Source organism: Pseudomonas anguilliseptica (assembly GCF_021375795.1).
GTDB classification, from domain to species: domain Bacteria; phylum Pseudomonadota; class Gammaproteobacteria; order Pseudomonadales; family Pseudomonadaceae; genus Aquipseudomonas; species Aquipseudomonas anguilliseptica_A.
Map to the genome: position 1 here is coordinate 273853 of NZ_JAEIOI010000001.1, position 20451 is coordinate 294303.

Below are 20451 nucleotides of genomic sequence, written 5' to 3' on the forward strand. Positions count from 1 at the left end.
TATGAATTAGCGTGTCGACTCATCCTGCTGGAAGTTGCTTAGAGTATGGTTGGTAGCTGCAGCGCTTTGGGCGGCTTGGCCTCGAGCTTCGGCCGTTGACTGTGCGGTACCGCCGCCCAGTTCGGCGGCCATATCGCCTACCTGATCGCGTACTGTGCTACCGAACAGGTTGTAAACGACGATGGCGGCAATGGCGATCAGGGCGACGATGATGATGTATTCGGTCATGCCTTGGCCTAACTGACGAGCGCGCGATTTGATGGACATGGTGCTTCCTCTGGACTCGGCCGAGTCTTCTTCTTGATAAGTGGTTGGCGTGGCCGCTCATTGGCCTCCAGCGGTGTTCATCCTGCGGCTAGGAAAGTTCCATGCCGTTCATCGCTTTTGTGACATTACCGCGCCAGTACGCACAGCGCCCCCTCTGTTCAGATAGGTAGTTACAAGGTGTTGCAGGCTGTAATGGTGCGGGCTGCCTTGAAAACTCCCGTACAAGCCTCTGGAATCAGGGTTTTGCCAGTTACGGCCGCTTGAGTTGTTGTTATAAATTTTGTGCTGTTTTTTTGACGATTTTGGGGTTTCCGGCATTTTTCGGACGCGAGCAGAGGTGTGGCCTGCCTTGCGGTTGGTCATGTGCTTTGTTATAGATCACAATTCTTGCGTGTGCAGTGGGTAGTGGGTAGTGGGTAGTGATAGTAAGAATGATTCGATAATCGAACAGGTGTGAGGCGCTGTAGTGGGGGGCTGCTGCACGCGCTGTTCAGCTGGATTTGAGGGCAGTGTGATCAAAACTATAATAAAAATGCGGGCACTGGCTCGTTCCATGGTCGGTGGCAGCAAGGGCTTGATTGCGGCCATCTCCGGGCCGTTCTGTCTGTTGTTACTGTTGTTGGCGTGGCCTTGCGTATCTCAGGCGGATGAAGTGATGGCGCAGGCGGCACCTGTGCTGTCCTTGCGTCTCGGCGAGCGGCTGATCGAGTTGGATCGTGTACAACTGGCGGCCTTGCCCCAGCATCGTGTGCAGACCAGTACAGCCTGGACCGATGGCAAGAAGGTCTTCGAAGGGCCGTTGATGCGTGATGTGCTGGCGTTGCTGGGGCTCTCGGCCACGAGCGTGCAAAGCGTCACCTTGCAGGCCTGGAACGATTACGAGGTCGAGGTTAATGCTGCCGACTACTACCAGTGGGATGTCGTGCTGGCTCACAGCATGGACGGTCAGGCTCTGACCCTGCGCGACCGTGGCCCGCTCTGGGTGGTGTACCCACGCGATGATTTTGCGCCATTACAGGACCCGCGTTTCGATCACCGCTGGGTCTGGATGTTGCGTACGATCATCGCCAAGCCCTTGTGATGCATGGAGTCGTGTATGTCGCCGTGCATCTTGTGCATCGAGGATGAGACCACCCTGCTGGCCGATGTTGCTGAGGAACTCACAGCAGCCGGTTACCGGGTGATCAGCGCCACATCGGCGGAGCAGGCGCTGGCATTGCTCGATGCCCAGCATCCTGACCTGATTCTCTGCGATGTGCTGCTGGGCACTGATGATGGTCGTGATGGCTACTTTATTCATCAACATATTCGCCAGCGGCGGCCTGATCTGAAGACCACGCCGTTTATCTTCCTGACGGCTCTGGGACACCGCAGCGCATTGCTGGAGGCCAAGCGCCAGGGCGTGGATGATTACCTGGTCAAGCCCATCGATTACGACATGCTGCTGGCCACCATCAGCTCGCGGCTGGCGCAGGTGGGGCGTTTGCATGACCCTGCTGCGCCCCGGCAGGGCTACTATTTCGAGCGTCTGAGCGAGGTGTTTGCCCAGTTACCTGGCGCTGTGCTGCTGTGTGACCGCGATGGCCAGCTGCTGTACGCCAACCCCCAGGCCGAGCGCCTGGCGTGCGAGGAGCAGATATGGCAGCGCACAGCCCAGGGGCGAGTGCACTGGGCCGGTGTTGTGCCGGCCTCCCTGCAGGCGTTGCAGCAGATGATGCTGAACGTCAGCACCAGTGCTTCCGGTGAGCGGCGCATGCTCGCACTGGAGCGGCACATGGCCGATAGCCCGGTGCTGGTCAGTCTGTTGTGCCTCGAACCTGAACCCGAGCAGAAGCTCCTGGCCTTATTCATCTGTTCGGCTCACAGCCGTGCCTTGCCGGATCTGGATGCCTTGCGTCTGATGTTCTCCCTTACTCCCAGCGAGGCTCGCGTCGCGCTGTTGCTGGCCGAAGGGCGGCGGCGTGATGAAGTGGCGCGCGAGTTGGGGGTTTCCGCCAGTACCGTGGCCTTTCACTTACGCAATCTGTTCCTCAAGACCGGCGTTTCCCGGCAATCGGACCTGGTTGCCCTAGTGTTGGTGGCCGGCTGGTCTCTGCCTGGCCTCTGCGGCCCGGGGGACAGCTCGCAGTGAACCTGGCCCGCCTGCGTTTGAGCAGCGTCGCGCTGGTCGCGGTGATGTTCTTCCTGTCGATGCTGGCCTATACCCTGTACAACCTGTATTCGCTGCAGTCGGCGTTGCGCCAGGATGTCGGTGAGAACATGGTCTGGGCCCTGAGCCAGGGCGTCTACCAGAGCGCTCGTCTGTCCCAGGTGGCCGCTCGGCAACCGCGTACGGCTGCTGATGATGCTGAACAGCAGATGCGTCAGAGCATTCTCACAGCCAACCTGTCGATGCTCGTCGAAGGCCCGCAACGGCGTTTTATGGAGCACAGCGAAGTACTGGCAGATATCAGCCGCGTGCTGGGCATGCTGGAGCAGCCGGTGGTGGACCATATCGGGTTGCAACAGCAGCTGCAGTTGATCGGCAACAAGGTGATGCTGGCCGAGCGCGAAAGCGAAGGGCGCGACCGCGACCGGCACCGGCAATTGGTGATGCAGGTGATCCTGACGGTGCTGGGCATTCTGCTCGCAGGTTCGATTCTCTGCGTACAGTTGTTGCGTAGCCTGAAGCAGGTTCGCGTGGCCAGCGAAGAGATCAGTCGTCAGCACGAACAGGCGCGCACGCTGCTCGATGCGCTGCAGCAGGAGCGTGCGGCGCGACTGCGCTACCGGGACTTCGTCTCACTGATGTCACACCAACTGCGTACCCCGCTGGCGGTGATCGATTCCAGTGCCCAGCGCCTGCTCAGGCAGAACCCAGATCAAGAGATCACCCAGCGCGTGCAACGCATGCGCACCTCGGTCAGCCAATTGAACGAGCTGATCAGCCGGGTGCTGGATGGCGTCCGCCAGGATGATGCAATGGAGAGCAGCACACGTGCCTCCTCATTGGAGCTGCTCGTGCATGATTGGCGCGATGTGTTAGCCGAGGCCATGGCTCGTCTGGATGAGATGCTCAGCGCGCGGCCCGTGCGGGTGGACTGGCGTGAGGCGGGTGAGGGGCCGTTGCCGATCAGTTGCGATCGCCTGTGGTGCGTGGAAATTCTCTGCAACCTGCTGTCCAACGCCGATAAATACAGCCCGCCCGGCAGTCCTATCGAGCTGGCTGTGGAGCTGCGTGAGGAGCACCTGTACTGCAGCGTACGCGATTTTGGCCCCGGCCTGACCGATGACGACCGTGAACGGGTATTCGAACGTTTCTACCGTGCGCAGGGCACACGCAGTATTGCCGGCACCGGTCTGGGCCTGTCGATTGCCCGCGCCCTGGCGCAATGGCATGGCGGCTCGTTAACCGTATGCAATGCTGAGGGTGGTGGAGCGCTATTTACCTTGGTGCTGCCACGCTCCGCTGAGCTCTAGACGCCATTGCCACTGCCGCTCAATTGATTGTGCGGGTGTATGCCGTCTGCCCCTGATTCAGGGTCCATTCCAGCACGTCGCGAGCCAACTGGTCGCCGGCCTGGCCGAAGGCATTGACCACTGCGGGTAACGAGGTGTCGCTGGCTGTCTGGCTGACTTCGAAGCGCCGGCTGGCGAGGATGCGCAGGCTGCCACTCTCGACCAGGCGCGCCTCGAACAGGATACGCGCGGCTGGGCGGCCGTTCTGGTATTCGCTGTGGAAGGCGCGCAGGTCACCGTCCAGTTCGAGGTCGGCCTGCAGGCGGCTGTCATCACTGCTGACGGCTTTGAGCCGGCCGTCGTCGAGGAAGGCGTCGATCAGTCGGTCGCGCAGCAGCAGCGGTGCACGGTCGCTCCAGCGTACGCCCTGGTAGGCACTGATCTGGTCGCCTGGCGGTAGTACGGCAATCCGTGTGCTATCGAGCAACTGGCTGCTGTAGGGCTTGTTCACGCGCAAGGCCCAATTGGCGCTGACGTTGTGGCTGGGCAGGCTGCTGGCCGGCAGGCGGTAGATGCTCAGCACCTGGCTTTTCGGCAAGATCGAGCAGGCGCTCAGGCTGCCGATCAGCAGCAGGGTGGCGAGCAGGCGTAGTCGGCTCATGGCTGGAACTCCTTGATGGTATCGCTGCGCAGCAGGTAGCCGGTCGGGTCTTCTTCCAGGCGGCGGGCGAAGGAGCGCAGGGCGCTGAGGGTTTCGCGCAGTTCGACAATGGTCGGGCCCAGTTCGCCGAGGCCTTGCATGCCGTTGTTGAGGGTACTGTGGTTATCCGCTAACAAGCGTTCGACGCTGTTGCTGCTGCGCTCCAGCGAGGCCATCAGGCGGCTGGCGCTGTCCACCGCTTCACGGCCTGGCCCGCCGAGCAGTTGGTTGGCGTTGCGCATCAGGTCGGCGGCTTCCTGGCTGGCGCTGGTCATCTGTTGCAGGGCTTGGCGCAGCTCGTCGCGCTGTTCGGCGACGCTGGCACTGGTCTGCTCGATGTTGTCCAGGGTGCGTGAAATACGCCCGATGTTTTCTCGAGAAAACAGTAAGTTGGCGCGGTTGAGTAGGCGGGTGACGCTGACCACCAAGTCTTCACCGTTGGACATCAGGCGGGTAAGAGGAGAGGGATCGGCGATGATTTCCGCCCGCTGGTCGTCCTTGCCTACCAATGCCGGGCTTTCCGGGGTGCCGCTGTGCAACTGGATCAATGAGGCACCGGTGATCCCGGTGATCGACAGGCGAGCGCGGGTGTCTTCTTTGATCGGTGTGCTGGCGCTGACGCGGATGTGCGCGCGCACCTTGCGCGGATCGTTCGGGTCGAGGCGCAGGCTGATCACGTCGCCGACCTTGATGCCGCTGTATTGCACCGCGCTGCCGGCCGACAGACCACTGACCGCTTCGTTGAAGATCACGTCAAAGTCGTGGGTTTCCTGGTCCGAGCTGGCTTTGCTCAGCCACAGGGCAAAGCCCAGGGCTGCGCTGACCATCAGCACGGTGAACAGGCCAATCAATACGTGGTGGGCACGCGGTTCCATCAGTGGCTCCCTGGCGCGCCGTTGGCGGCCTGTTCGGCTGCGCGTCCGCGCGGGCCGTGAAAATACTCGTGAATCCAAGGGTTTTCGGTGGCTGCCACTACGTCCAGGCGGTCAGCCACCAGCACGCGTTTTTCCGCCAGCACCGCCACCCGGTCGCAGATGGTGTAGAGCGTATCCAGGTCATGGGTGACCAGAAATACACTGAGGCCGAGGGCGTCGCGCAGGGTCAGGATCAATTGGTCAAAGGCCGCCGCGCCAATTGGGTCGAGCCCGGCGGTGGGTTCGTCGAGAAACAGAATGTCCGGCTCCAGGGCCAGCGCGCGGGCCAGTGCCGCGCGCTTGATCATGCCGCCGGACAGCTCAGTCGGGTACTTGTCGCCGGCTCCGCGCGGCAGGCCGACCAGCGCCAGCTTGACCTGGGCCAGGCGCTCGGCGGCGGCGGGGGTCAGGCCGGCATGTTCGATCAGCGGCAGGGCGGTGTTCTCGGTCACCGTCAGCGAGGAAAACAGCGCCCCGCGCTGGTAGAGCACACCGAAACGCCGTTCGAGCTGCGAGCGGCGCTGTGGCGGCAGGGCCAGCAGTTCTTCACCAAAGACCCGCACGGTGCCGGCGTTGGCCTGGCGCAGGCCGAGAATGCAGCGCAGCAGAACCGACTTGCCGGTGCCCGAACCGCCGACCACGCCGAGTACCTCGCCGCGATACAGGTCCAGGGCCAGGTCCTGGTGCACGGTTTGCGTGCCGAAACGGTTGACCAGGCCGCGTACTTCGATAATCGCTTCGCCCATCACCAGCCCATCTCCATCAGAAACAGCGCGGCCAGGGCATCTAGCACGATCACCACGAAAATTGATTGCACCACTGCCGAGGTGGTGCGCTCGCCCACCGACTGCGCGCTGCCGGTGACCTTGAAGCCTTCCAGGCAGCCGATCACCGCGATCAGGAAGGCAAACAGCGGGGCTTTGGCGATGCCGACCAGAAAGTGCTTGAGGGCGATATTCTCCTGCAGCATGGCCAGGTACATGGCCGGCGAAATATCCAGGCTCAGGGCGCAGACCACCGCACCGCCGAGGATGCCGCTGAGCATGGCGATAAAAGTGAGGATCGGCAGGGCGATCAGCAGGGCGAACACCCGTGGTAATACCAAGAGCTCCAGAGGGCTCAGGCCCAGGGTGCGGATGGCGTCGATTTCCTCGTTTGCCTTCATCGAGCCGATCTGCGCGGTAAAGGCGCTGGCGGTACGGCCGGCGATCAGAATGGCGGTGAGCAGCACGCCAAACTCACGCAGGAAGGAGAACGCCACCAGATCGACGGTGTAGATGCTCGCGCCGAAATCGGCGAGCACCGTGGCGCCGAGGAAGGCCACCACCGCGCCCACCAGAAAGGTCAACAGGGCGACGATAGGCACGGCATTCAGGCCGCTCTGTTGCAGGTGCGCCACCAGCGAGGTGATGCACCAGCGTCCGGGGCGCAGGATGATGGCGAACATTGCCGCCAGCGTCATGCCGATAAAGCCGAGCAGGGCGATGCCCTGTTGCCAGAGCTCGTCAACGGCCTGACCGATCTGTCCGAAGAATTCACGCCAGGCCGGGGGGCGTCTGCTGGGTTGCGCATCGCCGGCTTCGGCAATCGCCGTGCCTACGGTTTGTAACAGGGCGCGGCGTTCGCTGGGCAGCCCCGGTGCATCCTGAGCCAGTTGTGCCAGGCGCTGACTGCCAAGCAACTCCACCAGCAAGGCGGCCCCGGCGGTATCCAGCGCGGCGAGGCTTTGCAGGTCGACGCGGGCGCTGCTCGGTAGCGTGCCGCGCAGTTGCAGAACCTGCGCCTCCAGGCTGGCGTAGTGAGCCAGTGTCCAGTCACCGCCAATACGCACCCCAGAAGGCGCATCCGTGCGGCTGGACTCAAGCGGCGTGATAAAGGGTGCTGTGCTCATGGGCCACAGCTTACCCCTGTCGTTACGCTCACGCCCAGTGCCAAGGTGCAGGCTTAACCGTCAGCAGTGATTTCAGCGATCAGTTCGCGCAGGGCTGCTTCGGCGTCCTCGTTGGCCACCTGGCAGGTGCCGGCATTGGCGTGGCCGCCGCCGTTGTAGCTCAGGCACAGTTCGCCAACATTGGTCTGCGAGCTACGGTCGATGATCGATTTGCCGATGGCGAACACGGTGTTCTGCTGTTTCACGCCCCACATCACGTGGATGGAGATGTTGCACTGCGGGTACAGGGCATAGATGACGAAGCGGTTGACCGCGTAAATCGTCTCCTCGTTGCGCAAATCCAGCACCACCAGGTTGTGGTAGATCGTGGCGCAGCGCTGGATCTGTGCCTTGGCTTCGCGCTGGTGGTCCAGGTACAGCGATACGCGCTCATCGACATCGGGCAGTTCAAGGATTTCATCGATGCCGTGGGTCTGGCAGAAGTCGATCAACTGCATCATCAACTGGTAGTTGGAGATGCGGAAATCTCGGAAGCGGCCAAGGCCGGTGCGTGCATCCATGATAAAGCTCAGCAGTTCCCAGCCCTGCGGGTCGAGGATGTCGTCGCGGTTGAATTGGGCGGCGTCGGCCTTGTCCACGGCCGCCATCATTTCGTCCCAGTCGCGCGGGAAGGCGTCGTGGCCGCCGTAGTGTTGCCACACCACACGCGCTGCCGAGGGTGCAGTGGCGTCGATCAGATGGTTGCTCGCCGGCTGGTTGCGGATGGTTTCGCTCAAGTGGTGATCGAAGGCCAGGTAGCAACCGGGTACGTAGGGCAGGTTGGTGGTGATGTCGTTGCTGGTGATGGCGACTTTGCCGTCCTGCATGTCTTTGGGATGGACGAAGAGGATGTCGTCGATCAGCTTGAGGTGTTTGAGCAGGGCGGCGCACACCAGGCCGTCAAAATCACTGCGGGTGACCAAGCGATAGGAACTGGACATAGAGCATCTCCGGAGCAGGCAAGCGACGTTAGGAACGTACAGGCCCTCTTCAAGGTAGCACGCGCTTTGCCCCTCAGCTCGGCGGTTGTCGCTGCGTTTCCAGGCAGCTGAAGGTCGACTTCAGGACAGTCTCGAAGAGGCCATGGCCCTAGGCTGCGGCTGTTGTTCTACCGATCTCAGGAGCCACCATGTCGCCGATTACCGTACTGCGTGATACCCATCCGATTCCGCTGCTGGATGCCTGCAAGTGGACGCGCATTGCTGGGGAACCGCACACCGTCAATCTGAATGCCTACACCTCGGCCGATGGCAGCAAGATCATGGGCACCTGGATCTGCACGCCCGGCAAATGGCAGGTGGCCTATGAAAAGTGGGAGTACTGCCACTTCCAGGAGGGCTACTGCATCATCACCCCGGAAGGCCAGGCGCCGATTCACCTGCGGGCCGGCGATATTTTTATCGTCGAACCGGGCATGAAAGGCACCTGGGAGGTGGTGGAAACCGTGCGCAAGTACTTTGTATTTGCCTGAGCCCATTCAGGGTTTGAAGCTGCGCGCATCCTTGGCCCACACATCTAGCGCCGGCTTGATGTCCTTGAGGCGCAACTGGGTGCTGTCATTCTCCAGCTGCAGGCCATGGCCTTTGCGCACCACGCGGGCCATCGGCTGGCTGTTGCGGGCTTCGATGACCTCCAGTTCGACATAGATCTCCGTGTTCAGATCGCGAGTACCGGCGGCGGTGCTGGCTGCAGCGGCCAGCAGGGCGACCGGCACCACTTCATAGACCTTGAGCCCTTCCGGTGACAGGTTCACCGCCGTAATGGCCGAGCGCAGTACCAGGGTGTCGGTATCGGGGTACTCGACAATTCGCAGCCGCCCGGCGAGCTCCAGGCGCATGGCCTGCTGCAGATAGAGGGCGATTTCGTCCAGGGTCTGCTGGCTGACCTGGGCATCGGGTGTTGGTGCCGGGTAGAACAGCGGCCGCTCCACCAGCACCGAACGGTAGTTCTCCGGCTTGAAGTCCGGTGAGACCCAGCGCATCACAGGTGCGCCGCTGGCCGATTGCGCCGGTTGCAGCTGCGAGTAGTCGCTGAGAAACCCTGAATACTGCGACGGGGTGGGCGTTTGGCTGGCGCAACCGACCAGCAGCAGGGTGGCGGACAGGGCAAGAACGGGGGCAGTGAGCTTCATCGCAGCGGCCTTGATTGGGGACAGTTGCCTAACTGTAGACCAGCCTTGAGCCCTGTTCTGCGTGGGTTAGTTGCGCCGGAAGACCAGGGCCTTGAGGGCGCTGTCCGGCTGGCTGTCGGGGAACTCCGGCGGGTTGGCCAGGCGTTCGCAAAAGCGCAGGCTTGGTGCTTCATCGGCCATGGCCTGGATCAGATAATCCGGGCCAATTTCCGGCTCGTTACTGCAGGCCAATACCACGCCGTTGGCATTCAACAGCTCGGGCAGGCGACGCAGCACCTTTGGGTAATCCTTGCTCAGTACAAAGCTGCCGCGCTGGAAGGAGGGCGGGTCGATGATGATCAGGTCATAGGGACCGTACTTGGCCACTTTGCCCCAGGACTTGAACAGGTCATGGCCGAGAAACACCACCTGGCTGAGATCGTGCTGGTTCAGCCGATGATTATCGCGACCCCGACTGAGCGCGGCTCGGGCCATGTCCAGATTGACCACCTGATGTGCGCCGCCAGCCAGTGCTGCCACCGAGAAGCCGCAGGTGTAGGCGAACAGGTTGAGCACGCGCTTGCCCGCCGCCTGGGCCTGCACCCATTGGCGGCCATAGCGCATGTCGAGAAACAGCCCGCTGTTCTGCTTTTTGCCTAGGTCGAGGCGATAGTGCAGGCCGTGCTCACAGATATCCCAGTGCTCGACCGGCTCGCCGAGCAGCCACTGGGTCGGGCTTTCCGGCAGGTAGCGCAGTTGCAGCAACAGGCTGTGTGCGCCGCTCTGCTGCCAGGCGGCGGATTGGCCGAGATCGAGCAGCATCTGCTGCAGTGCGGCCAGTTCGGCATCGCTTACTGGCTTGAACAGCGCCACCAGCAACACGCCTTGCAGCCAGTCCACGGTGATCTGCTCCAGGCCCGGCCAGCAGCGACCACGACCGTGAAACAGCCGACGGGTTTCGCTGGGCGCTGCCGATAGGGCATCAAGCAGGTGTTGCTGCAGGGTGGCAAGGGCGGTTGGATGCATGGTCAGGGCCTGTTTGCGGGGCGGGGATTTTAACAGGCCGGCCATAACCATCGCCTGCTTCGATAGTTTCTATCGTCAATCGCGTTTGGCATTCGCCTGGCCGAGTGCCTAGCATTGCCTTCTCTTTCAACCGCATTTAAGGAACGACCATGCACATCGACGAAGCCATCCGCAGCCGCCGCGCCGTCAAGGGTTATGACCCGGCTTTCACCCTGAGCGAGGCCGAGAAGGATGAACTGCTGCAACTGGCGCTGCTGGCACCGTCGGCGTTCAATCTGCAGCATGTACGCCTGGTCGAAGTCAGTGATCCGGCACTGCGTCAGCAACTGCGCGAAGTGGCCTGGGGCCAGGCGCAGGTGACCGATGCGTCGATGCTGGTGGTGGTGTGCGCGCAACTCGACAGCTGGCAGCAGAATGTCGGTCGCGTCTGGGAAGGCGCGCCGCAAGAAGTGCAGGCCTATATGGCCGGCGCCATCGACACCTACTACCGTGACAAACCGCAGGTGCAGCGTGATGAAACCATGCGCAGCTGTGGCCTACTGGCGCAGACCCTGATGCTCGCCGCACGCGGCAAGGGCCTGGATTCCTGCCCGATGGACGGCTTTGATTTCGATGCGGTGGGCAAGTTGATCAACCTGCCTGAAAACCATGTGATCGCCCTGATGGTCGCCGTCGGCAAGAAGACCATTGAACCCAAGCCGCGTATCGGCAAGCTGCCGTACAACGAAGTGGTGTTGCGCAACCGCTTCTGATTGCCAGGCAGATGGTTGCGCGCTTCGGTCATTTTTCAGCTATCACTGTGGTCAGTCTGCGGCTGTTCACACCACTAAAGGTTGGATGGCAAACGCGTTGTAGGGGGGGAATCTGGCGGGCATACGGGGGCTACACATGGCCCCGCAGCCATAACAAGAAGCCTGAGGAGCCCCCATGTCTGCCGAACATCTGGATGTATTGATCATTGGTGCCGGTCTGTCCGGCATCGGTGCTGCCTACCACCTGATGAAGCACTGCCCCGGCAAGCGCTTTGCCATCCTCGAAGGCCGCGCAGCATTGGGCGGCACCTGGGACCTGTTCCGCTATCCGGGCATTCGTTCCGACTCTGATATGTTCACCCTCGGCTACAACTTCAAACCCTGGACCAACCCGCTGGCGATTGCCGATGGCCCGTCGATCCGCAGCTACATCGAGGAAACGGCCGAGGAAAACGGTATTCAGGAGAAGATCCGCTTCCGCCACAAGGTGCTCAAGGCCGACTGGTGCAGCGAGCGCGCTATCTGGACCTTACAGGTGCAGTGCGGCGATGAACCGGAGCCGATCAAACTGAGCTGTCAGCACCTGCTGATGTGCACCGGCTATTACCGCTACGAAGCGGGTTACACCCCCGAGTTCAAAGACCGCGAACAGTTCCAGGGTGACTTTATCCACCCGCAGTTGTGGCCGGAAAACTTTGATTACAGCGGCAAGAACGTGGTGGTCATCGGCAGCGGTGCGACTGCCGTGACCCTGGTGCCGGCGATGACCGACAAGGCCAGGCACGTGACCATGCTGCAACGCTCACCGACCTATGTGGTGAGCTTGCCGCAGGGCGATCCGATCTCTGACGTGCTGCGCAAGTTCTTGCCAGAAACCTGGGTCTATCGTCTGGCGCGCACCCGTCAGGTGGCGATACAGCTGGGTTTCTACAAGCTCGCCAAGGCCTTCCCCAACCTGGTGCGCAAGGCGTTGCTGGGCCTGGCTCGGCATCAGCTGGGTAAGGATTTCGACATGCGCCACTTCAGCCCGCGTTACAAACCCTGGGATGAGCGAGTCTGCACGGTACCCAACGGCGATCTGTTCAAGGTGCTGCGCAATGGCAAGGCCTCGGTGGTCACCGAGCATATCGACGGCTTTACCGCCAAGGGCATTCGCCTGAAATCCGGCGAGGAGCTACCGGCAGATGTGATCATCAGCGCCACTGGTCTGGAGTTGCAGTTGTTTGGTGGTATGCAGGTGGCGGTCGACGGGCAGCCGTTCGACGCGTCCAAGAGCATGGGCTACCGCGGCATCATGCTGCGCGACCTACCCAATGCCGCCGTGGTGCTGGGCTACACCAACGCCAGCTGGACGCTCAAAGCCGACCTTTCCAGCGAATACTTCTGCCGGCTGATTAACCACATGGACGCCACTGGTATGCGCCAATGCACCCCGCGCGACAGTACGCGGCAGGTTAAAGAGGCACCCTTCCTCGATCTGGCGTCCGGCTATATCCAGCGCGCCGCCGACAGGATCCCTACCCAGGGTGATCGTGCGCCGTGGAAGCTCTACCAGAACTACCTGCTCGACCTGGCGCTGCTGCGCTATGGCAAGGTGGAAGACGGCTACCTGGAGTTCAGCTCACCGCATGTCGGCGAATCTACTGCAACGGCTACAGCGGTCTAGACTGGAGGGCAATGTAAGCCAAACGCTATAGCCGCCTGACGCGTTACGCCTACAGAGATGTGGCCATTTGCCGCTTTGGTGGATTGGCAGAAGGCCACTATGCTTTTGTGACAGCTTTCACGGATGAATGGCCGCTATGCCGGCTGCTGTCACAAAGGAGTCCTCTAGAGGATGAAAAGAATGGAATCGCTTCAGCAAGAGCAACGCTACCTGCCTGAACTGCGGGCGCATATCGACAAGTTGCTGGCCAAGGGCTGGGTGATCGCTGATCGCAACCCCTTGACCCTGCAGTCCGGGCGCAAGACCTACATGGTTGTGCACGGCATGTTGATTGGTGATGCTGCGTTCTAGCGCCTGCCCCATCGTTTTCCCGGGCCACTGTCGACCTCGATCGACAGTGGCCTTTTTTGTGGCCGGTGATTAACCCGTATTGCGCGGCAGTTGCCAGTGGGTCGCCGCCAGCCAGTCGGCAAACGCGGCAGGCGGCAGCGGTTTGCTCAGTAAGTAACCTTGAGCGATATCGCAGCCGAGCTGATCGAGACGGTCGAGAATGGCTTCGGTTTCCACCCCTTCGGCGACGATCTTGAGATTCATGTTGTGGCCCAACTCGATGGTCGAGCGGACGATGATGTCGTCGTCGGGATTGCTCAGCAGGTCCAGCACGAAGGACTTGTCGATCTTCAGCTCATGCACCGGCAGCCGCTTGAGTTGAGCCATGCTTGAGTAACCCGTGCCGTAGTCGTCGATCGATAGCTGCACCCCCAATTCGCATAATTCCTGCAGTTGTCCCATGGCCAGCTCCGGGTCTGCCATCACCGCGCTTTCAGTGATTTCCACGATCAGGGCAGATGGCGGCACGCCATGCTCGGCCAGTTGCGCGGCGATAAAACCGGCAAAGCCGGGATCGGCCAGATCCAGTGCGGAGATATTGATCGCTGTCTTCAGGTCCAAGCCCTGCTCCTGCCAGGCGCGACTCTGCGCCACCGCAGTGCGCACCACCCAGCGCGTGAGGGCGCAGACGTTGCCGGTCTGTTCGGCCAGGGGGATAAATTCGTCCGGCGGAATAAACCCGTGCACCGGGTGAATCCAGCGCACCAGGCATTCCACGCCATACAGGCTGCGCGCGCGGATATTCAGTTTGGGCTGGAAGTACAGGCTGAGTTGACCGCCTTCCACCGCGCCTTTCAGTTCGCTCATCAATGCCAGGCGCAGCAGGCTGTGACGGTCCAGCTCGGGGCGGTAAAGGGCGTAGGGGGAGCGCTGCTGTTTGCCTAGGTACATCGCCACTTCGGCATGCTGCAGCAGGCTGCCGGCGCTTTCACCGTGATCCGGATACAGGGCGATGCCAATCGTGGCGTTGAGGGTCATGCTGATGCCGCGTACAGCAAAGGGTTCGTGCAAGGCCGTGCGGTAATGCTCGGCCGCGGGTATCAGCCAGCCCGGCTGGCAGGGGCTGATCAGCAACGCAAACTCGTCACCGCCCAGGCGTGCCAGCTGCTCGCCTGGACGCAGCAGCGTTTGCAGGCGTCCAGCAAGCTGGCACAGCAGAAGGTCGCCGGCATCATGGCCGAGGGTGTCGTTAAGGTCCTTGAAGTTATCCAGGTCCATCAGCAGTACGGCGACGCCTGCGTCTGGCGGGCACTGCGTCAGGGCCTGTTGCAGCTGGGCAACAAAGCGGTTGCGGTTGGCCAGTTCTGTCAGCGGGTCGCGGTAGGCGAGAAAACTGATGGTGGTTTCGCGCTCGGCAATGCCTTGCTGCATGGCGACGAATTCGCGGGCAAGCAGGCCGACCTCGCCACTGGCCTGGGTCGCCGGCACTTGCATCGCCACCTGATAGTCGCCGCTGGCGATGCGTCGCACGTTGTCGACCATCTGACTCAGCGGCCGGCTGACGGTATTGGCGATCCATAGCGCGCCGAGACCAGCCAGCAGCAAAGCGATGGCGAAGATGGCGGCCAGCTGCCATTGCAGTGGCTGGTAGTCGGCCAGCTCGGCGGACAGCGAGCGCATCAGTAGCACCTGCAATTCGCTGCTGGTGCCGCTCAGCGGCGCCCGCAGGGCAACCTGCTCCAGGCCCTGCAGGTCAAAGCGAAATACCCCCTCGGTATTCGTCAGTAACTGGCCGGCCAGTGCCGCTCGTGGCAGCGCCTGCAGGTTGCTGGCCAGTACCCGGTACTGGCCAGGGCTGCCGTCGAGCAGGGCGACATCGGCGCCGCTCAGGCGTGCCAGGTGCGCAGTGGCCTGATCGTCCAGTTCAAAAGCCATCAGCAGCCAGCCCATCAGGTTGGGGCGTGGGGCGAAGATCGGCGTGGCGTTGATATGCAGCACTCGCTCGCCAAACACCACCAGGCGGTCGGCGCTTTGCGGATCGTCTGCATCCAGCAGGTCATCCCACGGCAGTGGCGCACCGGGCAGCAGTTCGCCACTGGTGCCTGCCAGAATAAGCCCCTCGGGGGCGCTGACCAGGGCGAAGCTGGCCTGGCTGCGCGAGGCGAAGGACTCCAGCGCGGCAGACAGCGACTGCGCTTCCTGCTGTGGGCTGGCGATCAGGTCGGCGATTTCGCCGAGCAGGGTGAAGTCCTTGGCGATCAGGTCGGCCATGGCGCTCTGCGCCTGCCGCCGGCTCTGCAGCTCGTTGCTCAGTACGGCATGGGCGAAGTTCAGCTGTCCGGCCACCTGGCTCAGGGTGTGCTGATAGGTGGAGCGATAGACCAGCGCCAGTAGCAGCAGCATCACCGCCAGCAATAGCAGCAGAAAGAAGCCGAGAATCTTGCCGCGCAGGGTCATGAGGCGTAGTCACGTTTGGCCGTGGGGCGGGTTTTGGGCTCTTGCGGGCGTGGGTCGCGCTTCAGCGCGCCGGTGAGTTGCCAGGTCAAGGTGCCGTCGCTGGGTACGGCGCGGCTCAGGGCTTCCTGCGGATCGGCGATGCGCGGGTGCCAGAGTTGCAGAGTTTGCCCAGCGGCAGCGTCGAATTGCAGGCTGGCCTTGCCCTGCTTGTCGGTTTGAGCGAACCAAGGGGTGTCGAGCACCAGAATAAAGCCGAGCATCCAGTCATGGATATTGCAGCCCAGGGTGACCAGGCCAGGCTGATCGAAACGCATCTCCTGTGGTGCGGCCTTCTGTTGGTGCAGGCGCAGTTCGAAGCGCTTGGCCGGGGAGAAGGAATAGACGTGGTGGTTGATCGGGTCGGAGTTGGGAAAGCTCACCGTGGTGCCGACCTGCACCGGCAGAACATAGGGGGTGAACTGGCGCTGCTGCTGGTCCATCACCGCAGTAGCGGGTTGGCTTTGTGCCGGGCCGGGTTCGATCCACAGCACGGCGTCGCTGAGCGGTTGGCCCTGATTATCGAGCAGCATGACCTCAAGACTTTGGGCCTGCGCCAGTGTGCCCAGCAGCACCAACAGCAGCGCCAACGCCGATTTCAACATGATCGATTCCCCAAGACCGCACGACAGTAGCCGTCAGTATAGGAAGGCTTTGTCCGGCTGCTGGACGCTCAGCGCTGACCGATGTGCTGGATCTGTTCAATCAGCCACTGCAGCGCCGGGTCACGCTGGCGCTGGGCCAGGCTGACAATTTCCAGGTGAAACGGGCCAAGGGCGAATGGCAACTCGAACAGTTGCAGCGGCAGCAGGCTGGCGAAGTGGCGTGCCAGCTGAGTCGGCAACACGGCGGCCAGCTCGCTGCTGGCGACGATATGCGCGGCTTGCAGGTAATTGGGCGTGGTGTAGAGGATTTCCCGACACAACCCCTGCTCCCCCAGCCATTGGTCGACCATGCCACGCGTCTGACCGCCGTGTACCCACAGGTGGCGCAGCTGCAGAAAGGTCGGCAGGTCCATGGGTTGGTTGCCCAGCGGGTGGTCGCGGCGCAGCGCCAGTTGTAGGGTTTCGCTCATCCAATGCTGGCGGGCAAAGCGCGCGGGGATGTCCTCGAAACGCCCCAGCACCAGGTCCAGCTCGCCCTTGTCCAGTGCTTCGGCCGGCAGGCTTGGGCTCAGGTGGCGGATATCGATGCGCATGCCGGGAGCCTGCTGGCTGAGTTGTTCAAGCAGGCGTGGCATGCAGATCAGCTCGACATAGTCAGTGACGGCGATGCTGAAGTGCTGACGGCTGCTGGCGGGGTCGAACACGTCGCCGGCACTCAGGCTCTGTTCCAGTTGCTGCAGGGCCGCGCGGATCGGCGTTTCCAGCGCCTGGGCGCGCGGCGTGGGTTGCATGCTGCGGCCCACCCGCACCAGCAGCGGATCGCCGAGCAATTCGCGCAGGCGATTCAGCGCGTTGCTCACCGCCGGCTGGCTCAGGGCCAGGCGCTCAGCCGCGCGGGAAACGTTCTGCTCCCGCATCAGCGCATCGAACACGCGCAACAGGTTGAGATCAAAGGTCGAAAAATTCATCTGCTGAATACGACTTATCACAAGACTAAATTTCAAAAATAGTAGCGCCTTGCTTAAGGTGGCTGGCGAATTTTCTTTGCAGCACAGGCATTTCATTCGGCACCAACTAGAGGAGTGGGCATGAGCAAGGCATTCGAGGTTCGACAGGCCGCCGTGATCGGCGCGGGCACCATGGGCCGGGGTATCGTCATGAGCCTGGCCAACGCCGGTATTCAGGTGCTGTGGCTGGACAACAACCCGCAGATGCTTGAGCAGGCCATGCAGGTGGTGGCCGAGACCAATGCCCACAACCTCAAACTGGGGCGGATCAGCGCCGAGCAGTCGGCCGCACGCCTGGCTTGCGTCACCCCGGTGGGTGACTACGCCGCGCTGGCCGATGCCGATCTGGTGATCGAAGCGGTGTACGAGAACCTTGAACTCAAGCAGCAGATCTTCCGCACGCTTGATGCCACCCTGAAGCCTGGCGCGATTCTCGCCAGCAACACCTCGGCGCTGGATATCGATGCGATTGCCGCCGTGACCAAACGCCCGCAGGACGTACTGGGTCTGCACTTCTTCAGCCCGGCGCACATCATGAAGCTGCTGGAAATCGTGCGTGGCGCCAAGACTGCGCCGGCGGTATTGGACGCGGCGCTGGCCCTGGGTCAGCGTATCGGCAAGGTCAGCGTGGTGGCGGGTAACTGCGACGGCTTTATCGGCAACCGCATGCTGCACACCTATGTACGCGAGGCGCGCATGCTGCTGCTCGAAGGCGCTTATCCGCATCAGGTAGACGCCGCGTTGCAGGGCTTTGGTTTCGCCATGGGCCCGTTCCGCATGTACGACGTGGTCGGCATTGATCTGGAATGGCGCGCTCGCGAGCTGGCCGGCAAAGGCCAGGATGATCCGGCGGTGCAGGTGGATAATCGCCTGTGTGGCCTCGGCCGCTTTGGCCAGAAGGTGCGCATGGGTTACTACCGCTACGCCGAAGGCAGCCGCCAGGCCGAGCACGACCCTGAAGTGGATGCGCTGGTGCTGCAAGTGTCCGAGCAGCTGGGTTTCACGCGCCGCGACATTGATCCTTCAGAGATTCTCGAGCGCTGCCTGCTGGCACTGGTTAACGAGGGCGCAAAAATCCTCGAAGAGAACATCGCCGCCAACAGCCACGACATCGATCTGGTCTACCTCAATGGCTACGGTTATCCAGCCGACAAGGGTGGGCCGATGAGCTGGGCGGACAGCCAGGGTGTGGCGGCGATTCATGAGCGTTTGAAAGCGTTGCAGGCGGCCTTCGGTGAGCACTGGCTGCCGGCGCGGCTGATTGAAAAACTGGCCAGCAGCGGTCAGCGCTTCGTTGATGTGCAGGAGGGCCGGGTATGAGTTATCAGGCTCCGCTGCGCGATATGCGCTTTGTGCTGCACGAGCTGTTCGATGTCAGCGGCCACTGTGAGCTGCTCGGTAATGGCCTCGACCGTGAGCTGATCGACGGCGTGTTGGAAGAGGGCGCGCGTTACGCCGCCGAGGTGGTCGCGCCGCTCAATCGCAACAGTGACGAGCAGGGTTGTCAGCTACGTGATAGTCAGGTCAGCACGCCGGACGGCTTTGCCGAGGCTTATCAGCAGTATGTGGATAACGGCTGGGCGAGCATGACCGGGCCGAGCGAATACGGCGGCCAGGCGCTGCCGCAAATGCTCGCGTGCAACTTCCACGAGATGTTGATGGGCGCCTCGCTGTCGTTCCGCGTCTACTCCGGGCTGACCGAAGGCGCGGTGCTGGCGCTGTACAAACACGGCAGCGAAACGCTGAAAGCCACCTACCTGCACAAGTTGGTGAGCGGCCAATGGACCGGCACCATGTGCCTCACCGAGCCGCAGGCTGGCACCGATCTGGCCCTGCTTAGAACCCGCGCCGAGCCGCAGGCGGATGGCAGTTTCAAGGTCAGCGGCAGCAAGATCTTTATCAGCGGCGGTGAGCAGGATCTGTCGGAAAACATCATCCATCTGGTGCTCGCGCGGCTGCCGGATGCACCGGCCGGGGTGAAGGGCATCAGCCTGCTGCTGGTGCCGAAATTTATCGCCGCGGCCGATGGCACGCCGGGCGCGCGCAACGCGCTGTCCTGCGGCGCCATCGAGCACAAGATGGGCATCAAGGGCGCGTCCACCTGCGTGATGAACTTTGACGGCGCCACCGGCTGGCTGATCGGTGAAGCCAACCAGGGCCTGGCCTGCATGTTCACCATGATGAACGACGCGCGCTTTCAGGTCGGTTTGCAGGGCTTGGGCATTGGCGAAGCGGCTTTCCAGGGTGCGCTGCGCTATGCCCGCGAGCGTTTGCAATCGCGTGCCCTGAGCGGGCCGGCGGAGCCGGGCAAGGCGGCTGATCCGATCATCGTTCACCCCGATGTGCGGCGCATGCTGCTGACGCAGAAGAGCCTGGTCGAAGGCAGCCGCATGCTCGCCGTCTACTGCGCGCGCCAGCTTGATCTGGAACACGCTCACCCGGACGCCACGGCACGCAAGGCCGCTGGCAAACGCGCGGCGCTGCTGATCCCGATCGTCAAAGCCTTTTTTACCGATATGGGCCAGGAGGTCGCCAGCCATGCGGTGCAGGTGTACGGCGGCCACGGTTTTATCCGCGAGTGGGGTATCGAGCAGCTGATGCGCGACAGTCGCATTACCCAGCTGTATGAGGGCACCAACGGCATTCAGGCGCTGGACTATATTCGCCGCAAGGTGCTCGGCGACGGCGGTGCCGAACTGTCGGCGTTGCAGGCTGAGTTCAGCGAGCTGTGCGATGCCCAGGTTGGGCGTTCGGCATTGGCCGAGATGGCCAAGAGCGTGCAGGTGCGTCTGGGCGAGTGGCGCGAGCTGAGCAGCGCGGTGATCACCGCCAGTCAGCGTGATGTGCAGGAGATCGGCGCGGTGTCGGTGGATTTCCTCCAGTATTCGGCCTATGTGTTGCTGGCCGGTTTCTGGCTGCAGGCGGCGGCGCGGGCGCAGGATGCCCTGCAGGCGGGCAATGGCGATGCCGCGTTCTACCAGGCCAAGCTGCAGTCGGCTGACTTCTACCTGCGCCGGGTATTGCCACGGGCCAGCGCCCATCGAGAAGCCCTGTTGGGTGGTGCCGACTGCCTGATGGCCATGGATGAGGCGAGTTTCGCGTTTTAACCGCGAGTCTCTGTAGGAGCCAGCTTGCTGGCGATGCTTTTGATCTGCCGGGATCGCCAGCAAGCTGGCTCCTACATGAACGTTACATAACAACAAGAGGATCACC

The 20451-nt window shown here is 62.2% G+C and carries 20 protein-coding genes; 9 read left to right on the forward strand and 11 right to left on the reverse strand.

Annotated features, from left to right (window positions below):
- Positions 1–6: 6 nt before the first annotated feature.
- A complete protein-coding gene (locus tag IOD17_RS01265; protein WP_233683302.1) occupies positions 7–267 on the reverse strand; it encodes a hypothetical protein in 261 nt (86 codons plus the stop codon).
- Positions 268–799: 532 nt separating this feature from the next.
- Between IOD17_RS01265 and IOD17_RS01270 the strand changes: the two genes are divergently transcribed.
- Genes IOD17_RS01270 through IOD17_RS01280 form a run of 3 tightly spaced genes read left to right on the forward strand, consistent with a single transcriptional unit; the run spans position 800 to position 3726 of the window.
- Entirely contained in the window at positions 800–1348 is a 549-nt protein-coding gene (locus tag IOD17_RS01270; RefSeq protein WP_233683303.1) for a molybdopterin-dependent oxidoreductase, read from the forward strand.
- A gap of 15 nt (positions 1349–1363) precedes the next feature.
- Complete coding sequence (locus tag IOD17_RS01275; protein WP_233683304.1) at positions 1364–2398, forward strand: response regulator; 1035 nt, start codon at positions 1364–1366, stop codon at positions 2396–2398.
- Positions 2395–3726: a sensor histidine kinase gene (locus tag IOD17_RS01280; RefSeq protein WP_233683305.1), complete on the forward strand. Its 1332-nt coding sequence runs from the start codon at positions 2395–2397 to the stop codon at positions 3724–3726. Before IOD17_RS01275 ends, IOD17_RS01280 begins: the two co-directional genes overlap by 4 nt.
- Before the next feature lie 19 nt (positions 3727–3745).
- Here IOD17_RS01280 and IOD17_RS01285 read toward each other — a convergent pair whose 3' ends face one another.
- From IOD17_RS01285 to IOD17_RS01305, 5 genes are read right to left on the reverse strand one after another with little or no spacing between them, the layout of a single operon-like run.
- Complete coding sequence (locus tag IOD17_RS01285) at positions 3746–4366, reverse strand: ABC-type transport auxiliary lipoprotein family protein (protein ID WP_233683306.1); 621 nt, start codon at positions 4364–4366, stop codon at positions 3746–3748.
- A complete protein-coding gene (locus IOD17_RS01290) occupies positions 4363–5280 on the reverse strand; it encodes an MlaD family protein (protein WP_233683307.1) in 918 nt (305 codons plus the stop codon). Before IOD17_RS01290 ends, IOD17_RS01285 begins: the two co-directional genes overlap by 4 nt.
- Complete coding sequence (locus IOD17_RS01295) at positions 5280–6065, reverse strand: ABC transporter ATP-binding protein (RefSeq protein WP_233683308.1); 786 nt, start codon at positions 6063–6065, stop codon at positions 5280–5282. The genes IOD17_RS01290 and IOD17_RS01295 overlap by 1 nt, the downstream gene beginning before the upstream one ends.
- A complete protein-coding gene (locus IOD17_RS01300) occupies positions 6065–7210 on the reverse strand; it encodes an MlaE family ABC transporter permease (RefSeq protein ID WP_233683309.1) in 1146 nt (381 codons plus the stop codon). Before IOD17_RS01300 ends, IOD17_RS01295 begins: the two co-directional genes overlap by 1 nt.
- 53 nt (positions 7211–7263) lie before the next feature.
- Positions 7264–8190 (reverse strand): exopolyphosphatase, encoded by a 927-nt coding sequence (locus IOD17_RS01305; RefSeq protein ID WP_233683310.1) that lies wholly within the window; start codon positions 8188–8190, stop codon positions 7264–7266.
- A 188-nt stretch (positions 8191–8378) separates the two neighbouring features.
- On the opposite strand from IOD17_RS01305, the gene IOD17_RS01310 reads away from it, so the two are divergent.
- On the forward strand, positions 8379–8720 hold the full coding sequence (locus tag IOD17_RS01310) for a cupin domain-containing protein (RefSeq protein ID WP_233683311.1): 342 nt from the start codon (positions 8379–8381) through the stop codon (positions 8718–8720).
- 6 nt (positions 8721–8726) lie between these two features.
- On the opposite strand, the gene IOD17_RS01315 is transcribed toward IOD17_RS01310, so the two are convergent.
- On the reverse strand, positions 8727–9380 hold the full coding sequence (locus IOD17_RS01315) for a DUF3313 domain-containing protein (RefSeq protein ID WP_233683312.1): 654 nt from the start codon (positions 9378–9380) through the stop codon (positions 8727–8729).
- 66 nt (positions 9381–9446) lie between these two features.
- Positions 9447–10385, reverse strand: a complete 939-nt coding sequence (locus IOD17_RS01320) for a class I SAM-dependent methyltransferase (protein WP_233683313.1) — start codon at positions 10383–10385, stop codon at positions 9447–9449.
- Positions 10386–10534: 149 nt separating this feature from the next.
- On the opposite strand from IOD17_RS01320, the gene IOD17_RS01325 reads away from it, so the two are divergent.
- The 3 genes from IOD17_RS01325 (at position 10535) to IOD17_RS01335 (ending at position 13154) form a co-directional block, all read left to right on the forward strand.
- Positions 10535–11137 (forward strand): nitroreductase family protein, encoded by a 603-nt coding sequence (locus IOD17_RS01325; RefSeq protein WP_233683314.1) that lies wholly within the window; start codon positions 10535–10537, stop codon positions 11135–11137.
- A 175-nt stretch (positions 11138–11312) separates the two neighbouring features.
- A complete protein-coding gene (locus IOD17_RS01330) occupies positions 11313–12803 on the forward strand; it encodes a flavin-containing monooxygenase (RefSeq protein ID WP_233683315.1) in 1491 nt (496 codons plus the stop codon).
- A 180-nt stretch (positions 12804–12983) separates the two neighbouring features.
- Positions 12984–13154, forward strand: a complete 171-nt coding sequence (locus IOD17_RS01335; RefSeq protein WP_170048627.1) for a hypothetical protein — start codon at positions 12984–12986, stop codon at positions 13152–13154.
- 69 nt (positions 13155–13223) lie between these two features.
- Here the strand turns inward: IOD17_RS01335 and IOD17_RS01340 are convergent, their stop codons facing one another.
- From IOD17_RS01340 to IOD17_RS01350, 3 genes are all read right to left on the reverse strand, one after another.
- Positions 13224–15590 (reverse strand): putative bifunctional diguanylate cyclase/phosphodiesterase, encoded by a 2367-nt coding sequence (locus tag IOD17_RS01340; protein WP_233683316.1) that lies wholly within the window; start codon positions 15588–15590, stop codon positions 13224–13226.
- Complete coding sequence (locus tag IOD17_RS01345) at positions 15587–16231, reverse strand: methylamine utilization protein (RefSeq protein WP_233683317.1); 645 nt, start codon at positions 16229–16231, stop codon at positions 15587–15589. The genes IOD17_RS01340 and IOD17_RS01345 overlap by 4 nt, the downstream gene beginning before the upstream one ends.
- Before the next feature lie 68 nt (positions 16232–16299).
- Positions 16300–17199 carry a LysR family transcriptional regulator gene (locus IOD17_RS01350; RefSeq protein WP_233683318.1) on the reverse strand — a complete coding sequence of 300 codons (900 nt, stop codon included), beginning with the start codon at positions 17197–17199 and terminating at the stop codon, positions 16300–16302.
- Positions 17200–17319: 120 nt separating this feature from the next.
- On the opposite strand from IOD17_RS01350, the gene IOD17_RS01355 reads away from it, so the two are divergent.
- Both IOD17_RS01355 and IOD17_RS01360 read left to right on the forward strand, forming a co-directional pair.
- Positions 17320–18558: a 3-hydroxyacyl-CoA dehydrogenase gene (locus IOD17_RS01355; RefSeq protein WP_233683319.1), complete on the forward strand. Its 1239-nt coding sequence runs from the start codon at positions 17320–17322 to the stop codon at positions 18556–18558.
- Positions 18555–20345 (forward strand): acyl-CoA dehydrogenase C-terminal domain-containing protein, encoded by a 1791-nt coding sequence (locus tag IOD17_RS01360; RefSeq protein ID WP_233683320.1) that lies wholly within the window; start codon positions 18555–18557, stop codon positions 20343–20345. Before IOD17_RS01355 ends, IOD17_RS01360 begins: the two co-directional genes overlap by 4 nt.
- Positions 20346–20451: the final 106 nt, after the last annotated feature.

Coding starts and splice junctions, on each gene's coding strand:
- IOD17_RS01270 (WP_233683303.1), top strand. CDS start 800: ATGCGGGCACTGGCTCGTTCCATGGTCGGTGGCAGCAAGGGCTTGATT.
- IOD17_RS01340 (WP_233683316.1), bottom strand. CDS start 15,590: ATGACCCTGCGCGGCAAGATTCTCGGCTTCTTTCTGCTGCTATTGCTG.
- IOD17_RS01315 (WP_233683312.1), bottom strand. CDS start 9,380: ATGAAGCTCACTGCCCCCGTTCTTGCCCTGTCCGCCACCCTGCTGCTG.
- IOD17_RS01285 (WP_233683306.1), bottom strand. CDS start 4,366: ATGAGCCGACTACGCCTGCTCGCCACCCTGCTGCTGATCGGCAGCCTG.
- IOD17_RS01360 (WP_233683320.1), top strand. CDS start 18,555: ATGAGTTATCAGGCTCCGCTGCGCGATATGCGCTTTGTGCTGCACGAG.
- IOD17_RS01355 (WP_233683319.1), top strand. CDS start 17,320: ATGAGCAAGGCATTCGAGGTTCGACAGGCCGCCGTGATCGGCGCGGGC.
- IOD17_RS01320 (WP_233683313.1), bottom strand. CDS start 10,385: ATGCATCCAACCGCCCTTGCCACCCTGCAGCAACACCTGCTTGATGCC.
- IOD17_RS01295 (WP_233683308.1), bottom strand. CDS start 6,065: ATGGGCGAAGCGATTATCGAAGTACGCGGCCTGGTCAACCGTTTCGGC.
- IOD17_RS01300 (WP_233683309.1), bottom strand. CDS start 7,210: ATGAGCACAGCACCCTTTATCACGCCGCTTGAGTCCAGCCGCACGGAT.
- IOD17_RS01275 (WP_233683304.1), top strand. CDS start 1,364: ATGTCGCCGTGCATCTTGTGCATCGAGGATGAGACCACCCTGCTGGCC.
- IOD17_RS01310 (WP_233683311.1), top strand. CDS start 8,379: ATGTCGCCGATTACCGTACTGCGTGATACCCATCCGATTCCGCTGCTG.
- IOD17_RS01345 (WP_233683317.1), bottom strand. CDS start 16,231: ATGTTGAAATCGGCGTTGGCGCTGCTGTTGGTGCTGCTGGGCACACTG.
- IOD17_RS01350 (WP_233683318.1), bottom strand. CDS start 17,199: ATGAATTTTTCGACCTTTGATCTCAACCTGTTGCGCGTGTTCGATGCG.
- IOD17_RS01305 (WP_233683310.1), bottom strand. CDS start 8,190: ATGTCCAGTTCCTATCGCTTGGTCACCCGCAGTGATTTTGACGGCCTG.
- IOD17_RS01330 (WP_233683315.1), top strand. CDS start 11,313: ATGTCTGCCGAACATCTGGATGTATTGATCATTGGTGCCGGTCTGTCC.
- IOD17_RS01325 (WP_233683314.1), top strand. CDS start 10,535: ATGCACATCGACGAAGCCATCCGCAGCCGCCGCGCCGTCAAGGGTTAT.
- IOD17_RS01335 (WP_170048627.1), top strand. CDS start 12,984: ATGGAATCGCTTCAGCAAGAGCAACGCTACCTGCCTGAACTGCGGGCG.
- IOD17_RS01265 (WP_233683302.1), bottom strand. CDS start 267: ATGTCCATCAAATCGCGCGCTCGTCAGTTAGGCCAAGGCATGACCGAA.
- IOD17_RS01290 (WP_233683307.1), bottom strand. CDS start 5,280: ATGGAACCGCGTGCCCACCACGTATTGATTGGCCTGTTCACCGTGCTG.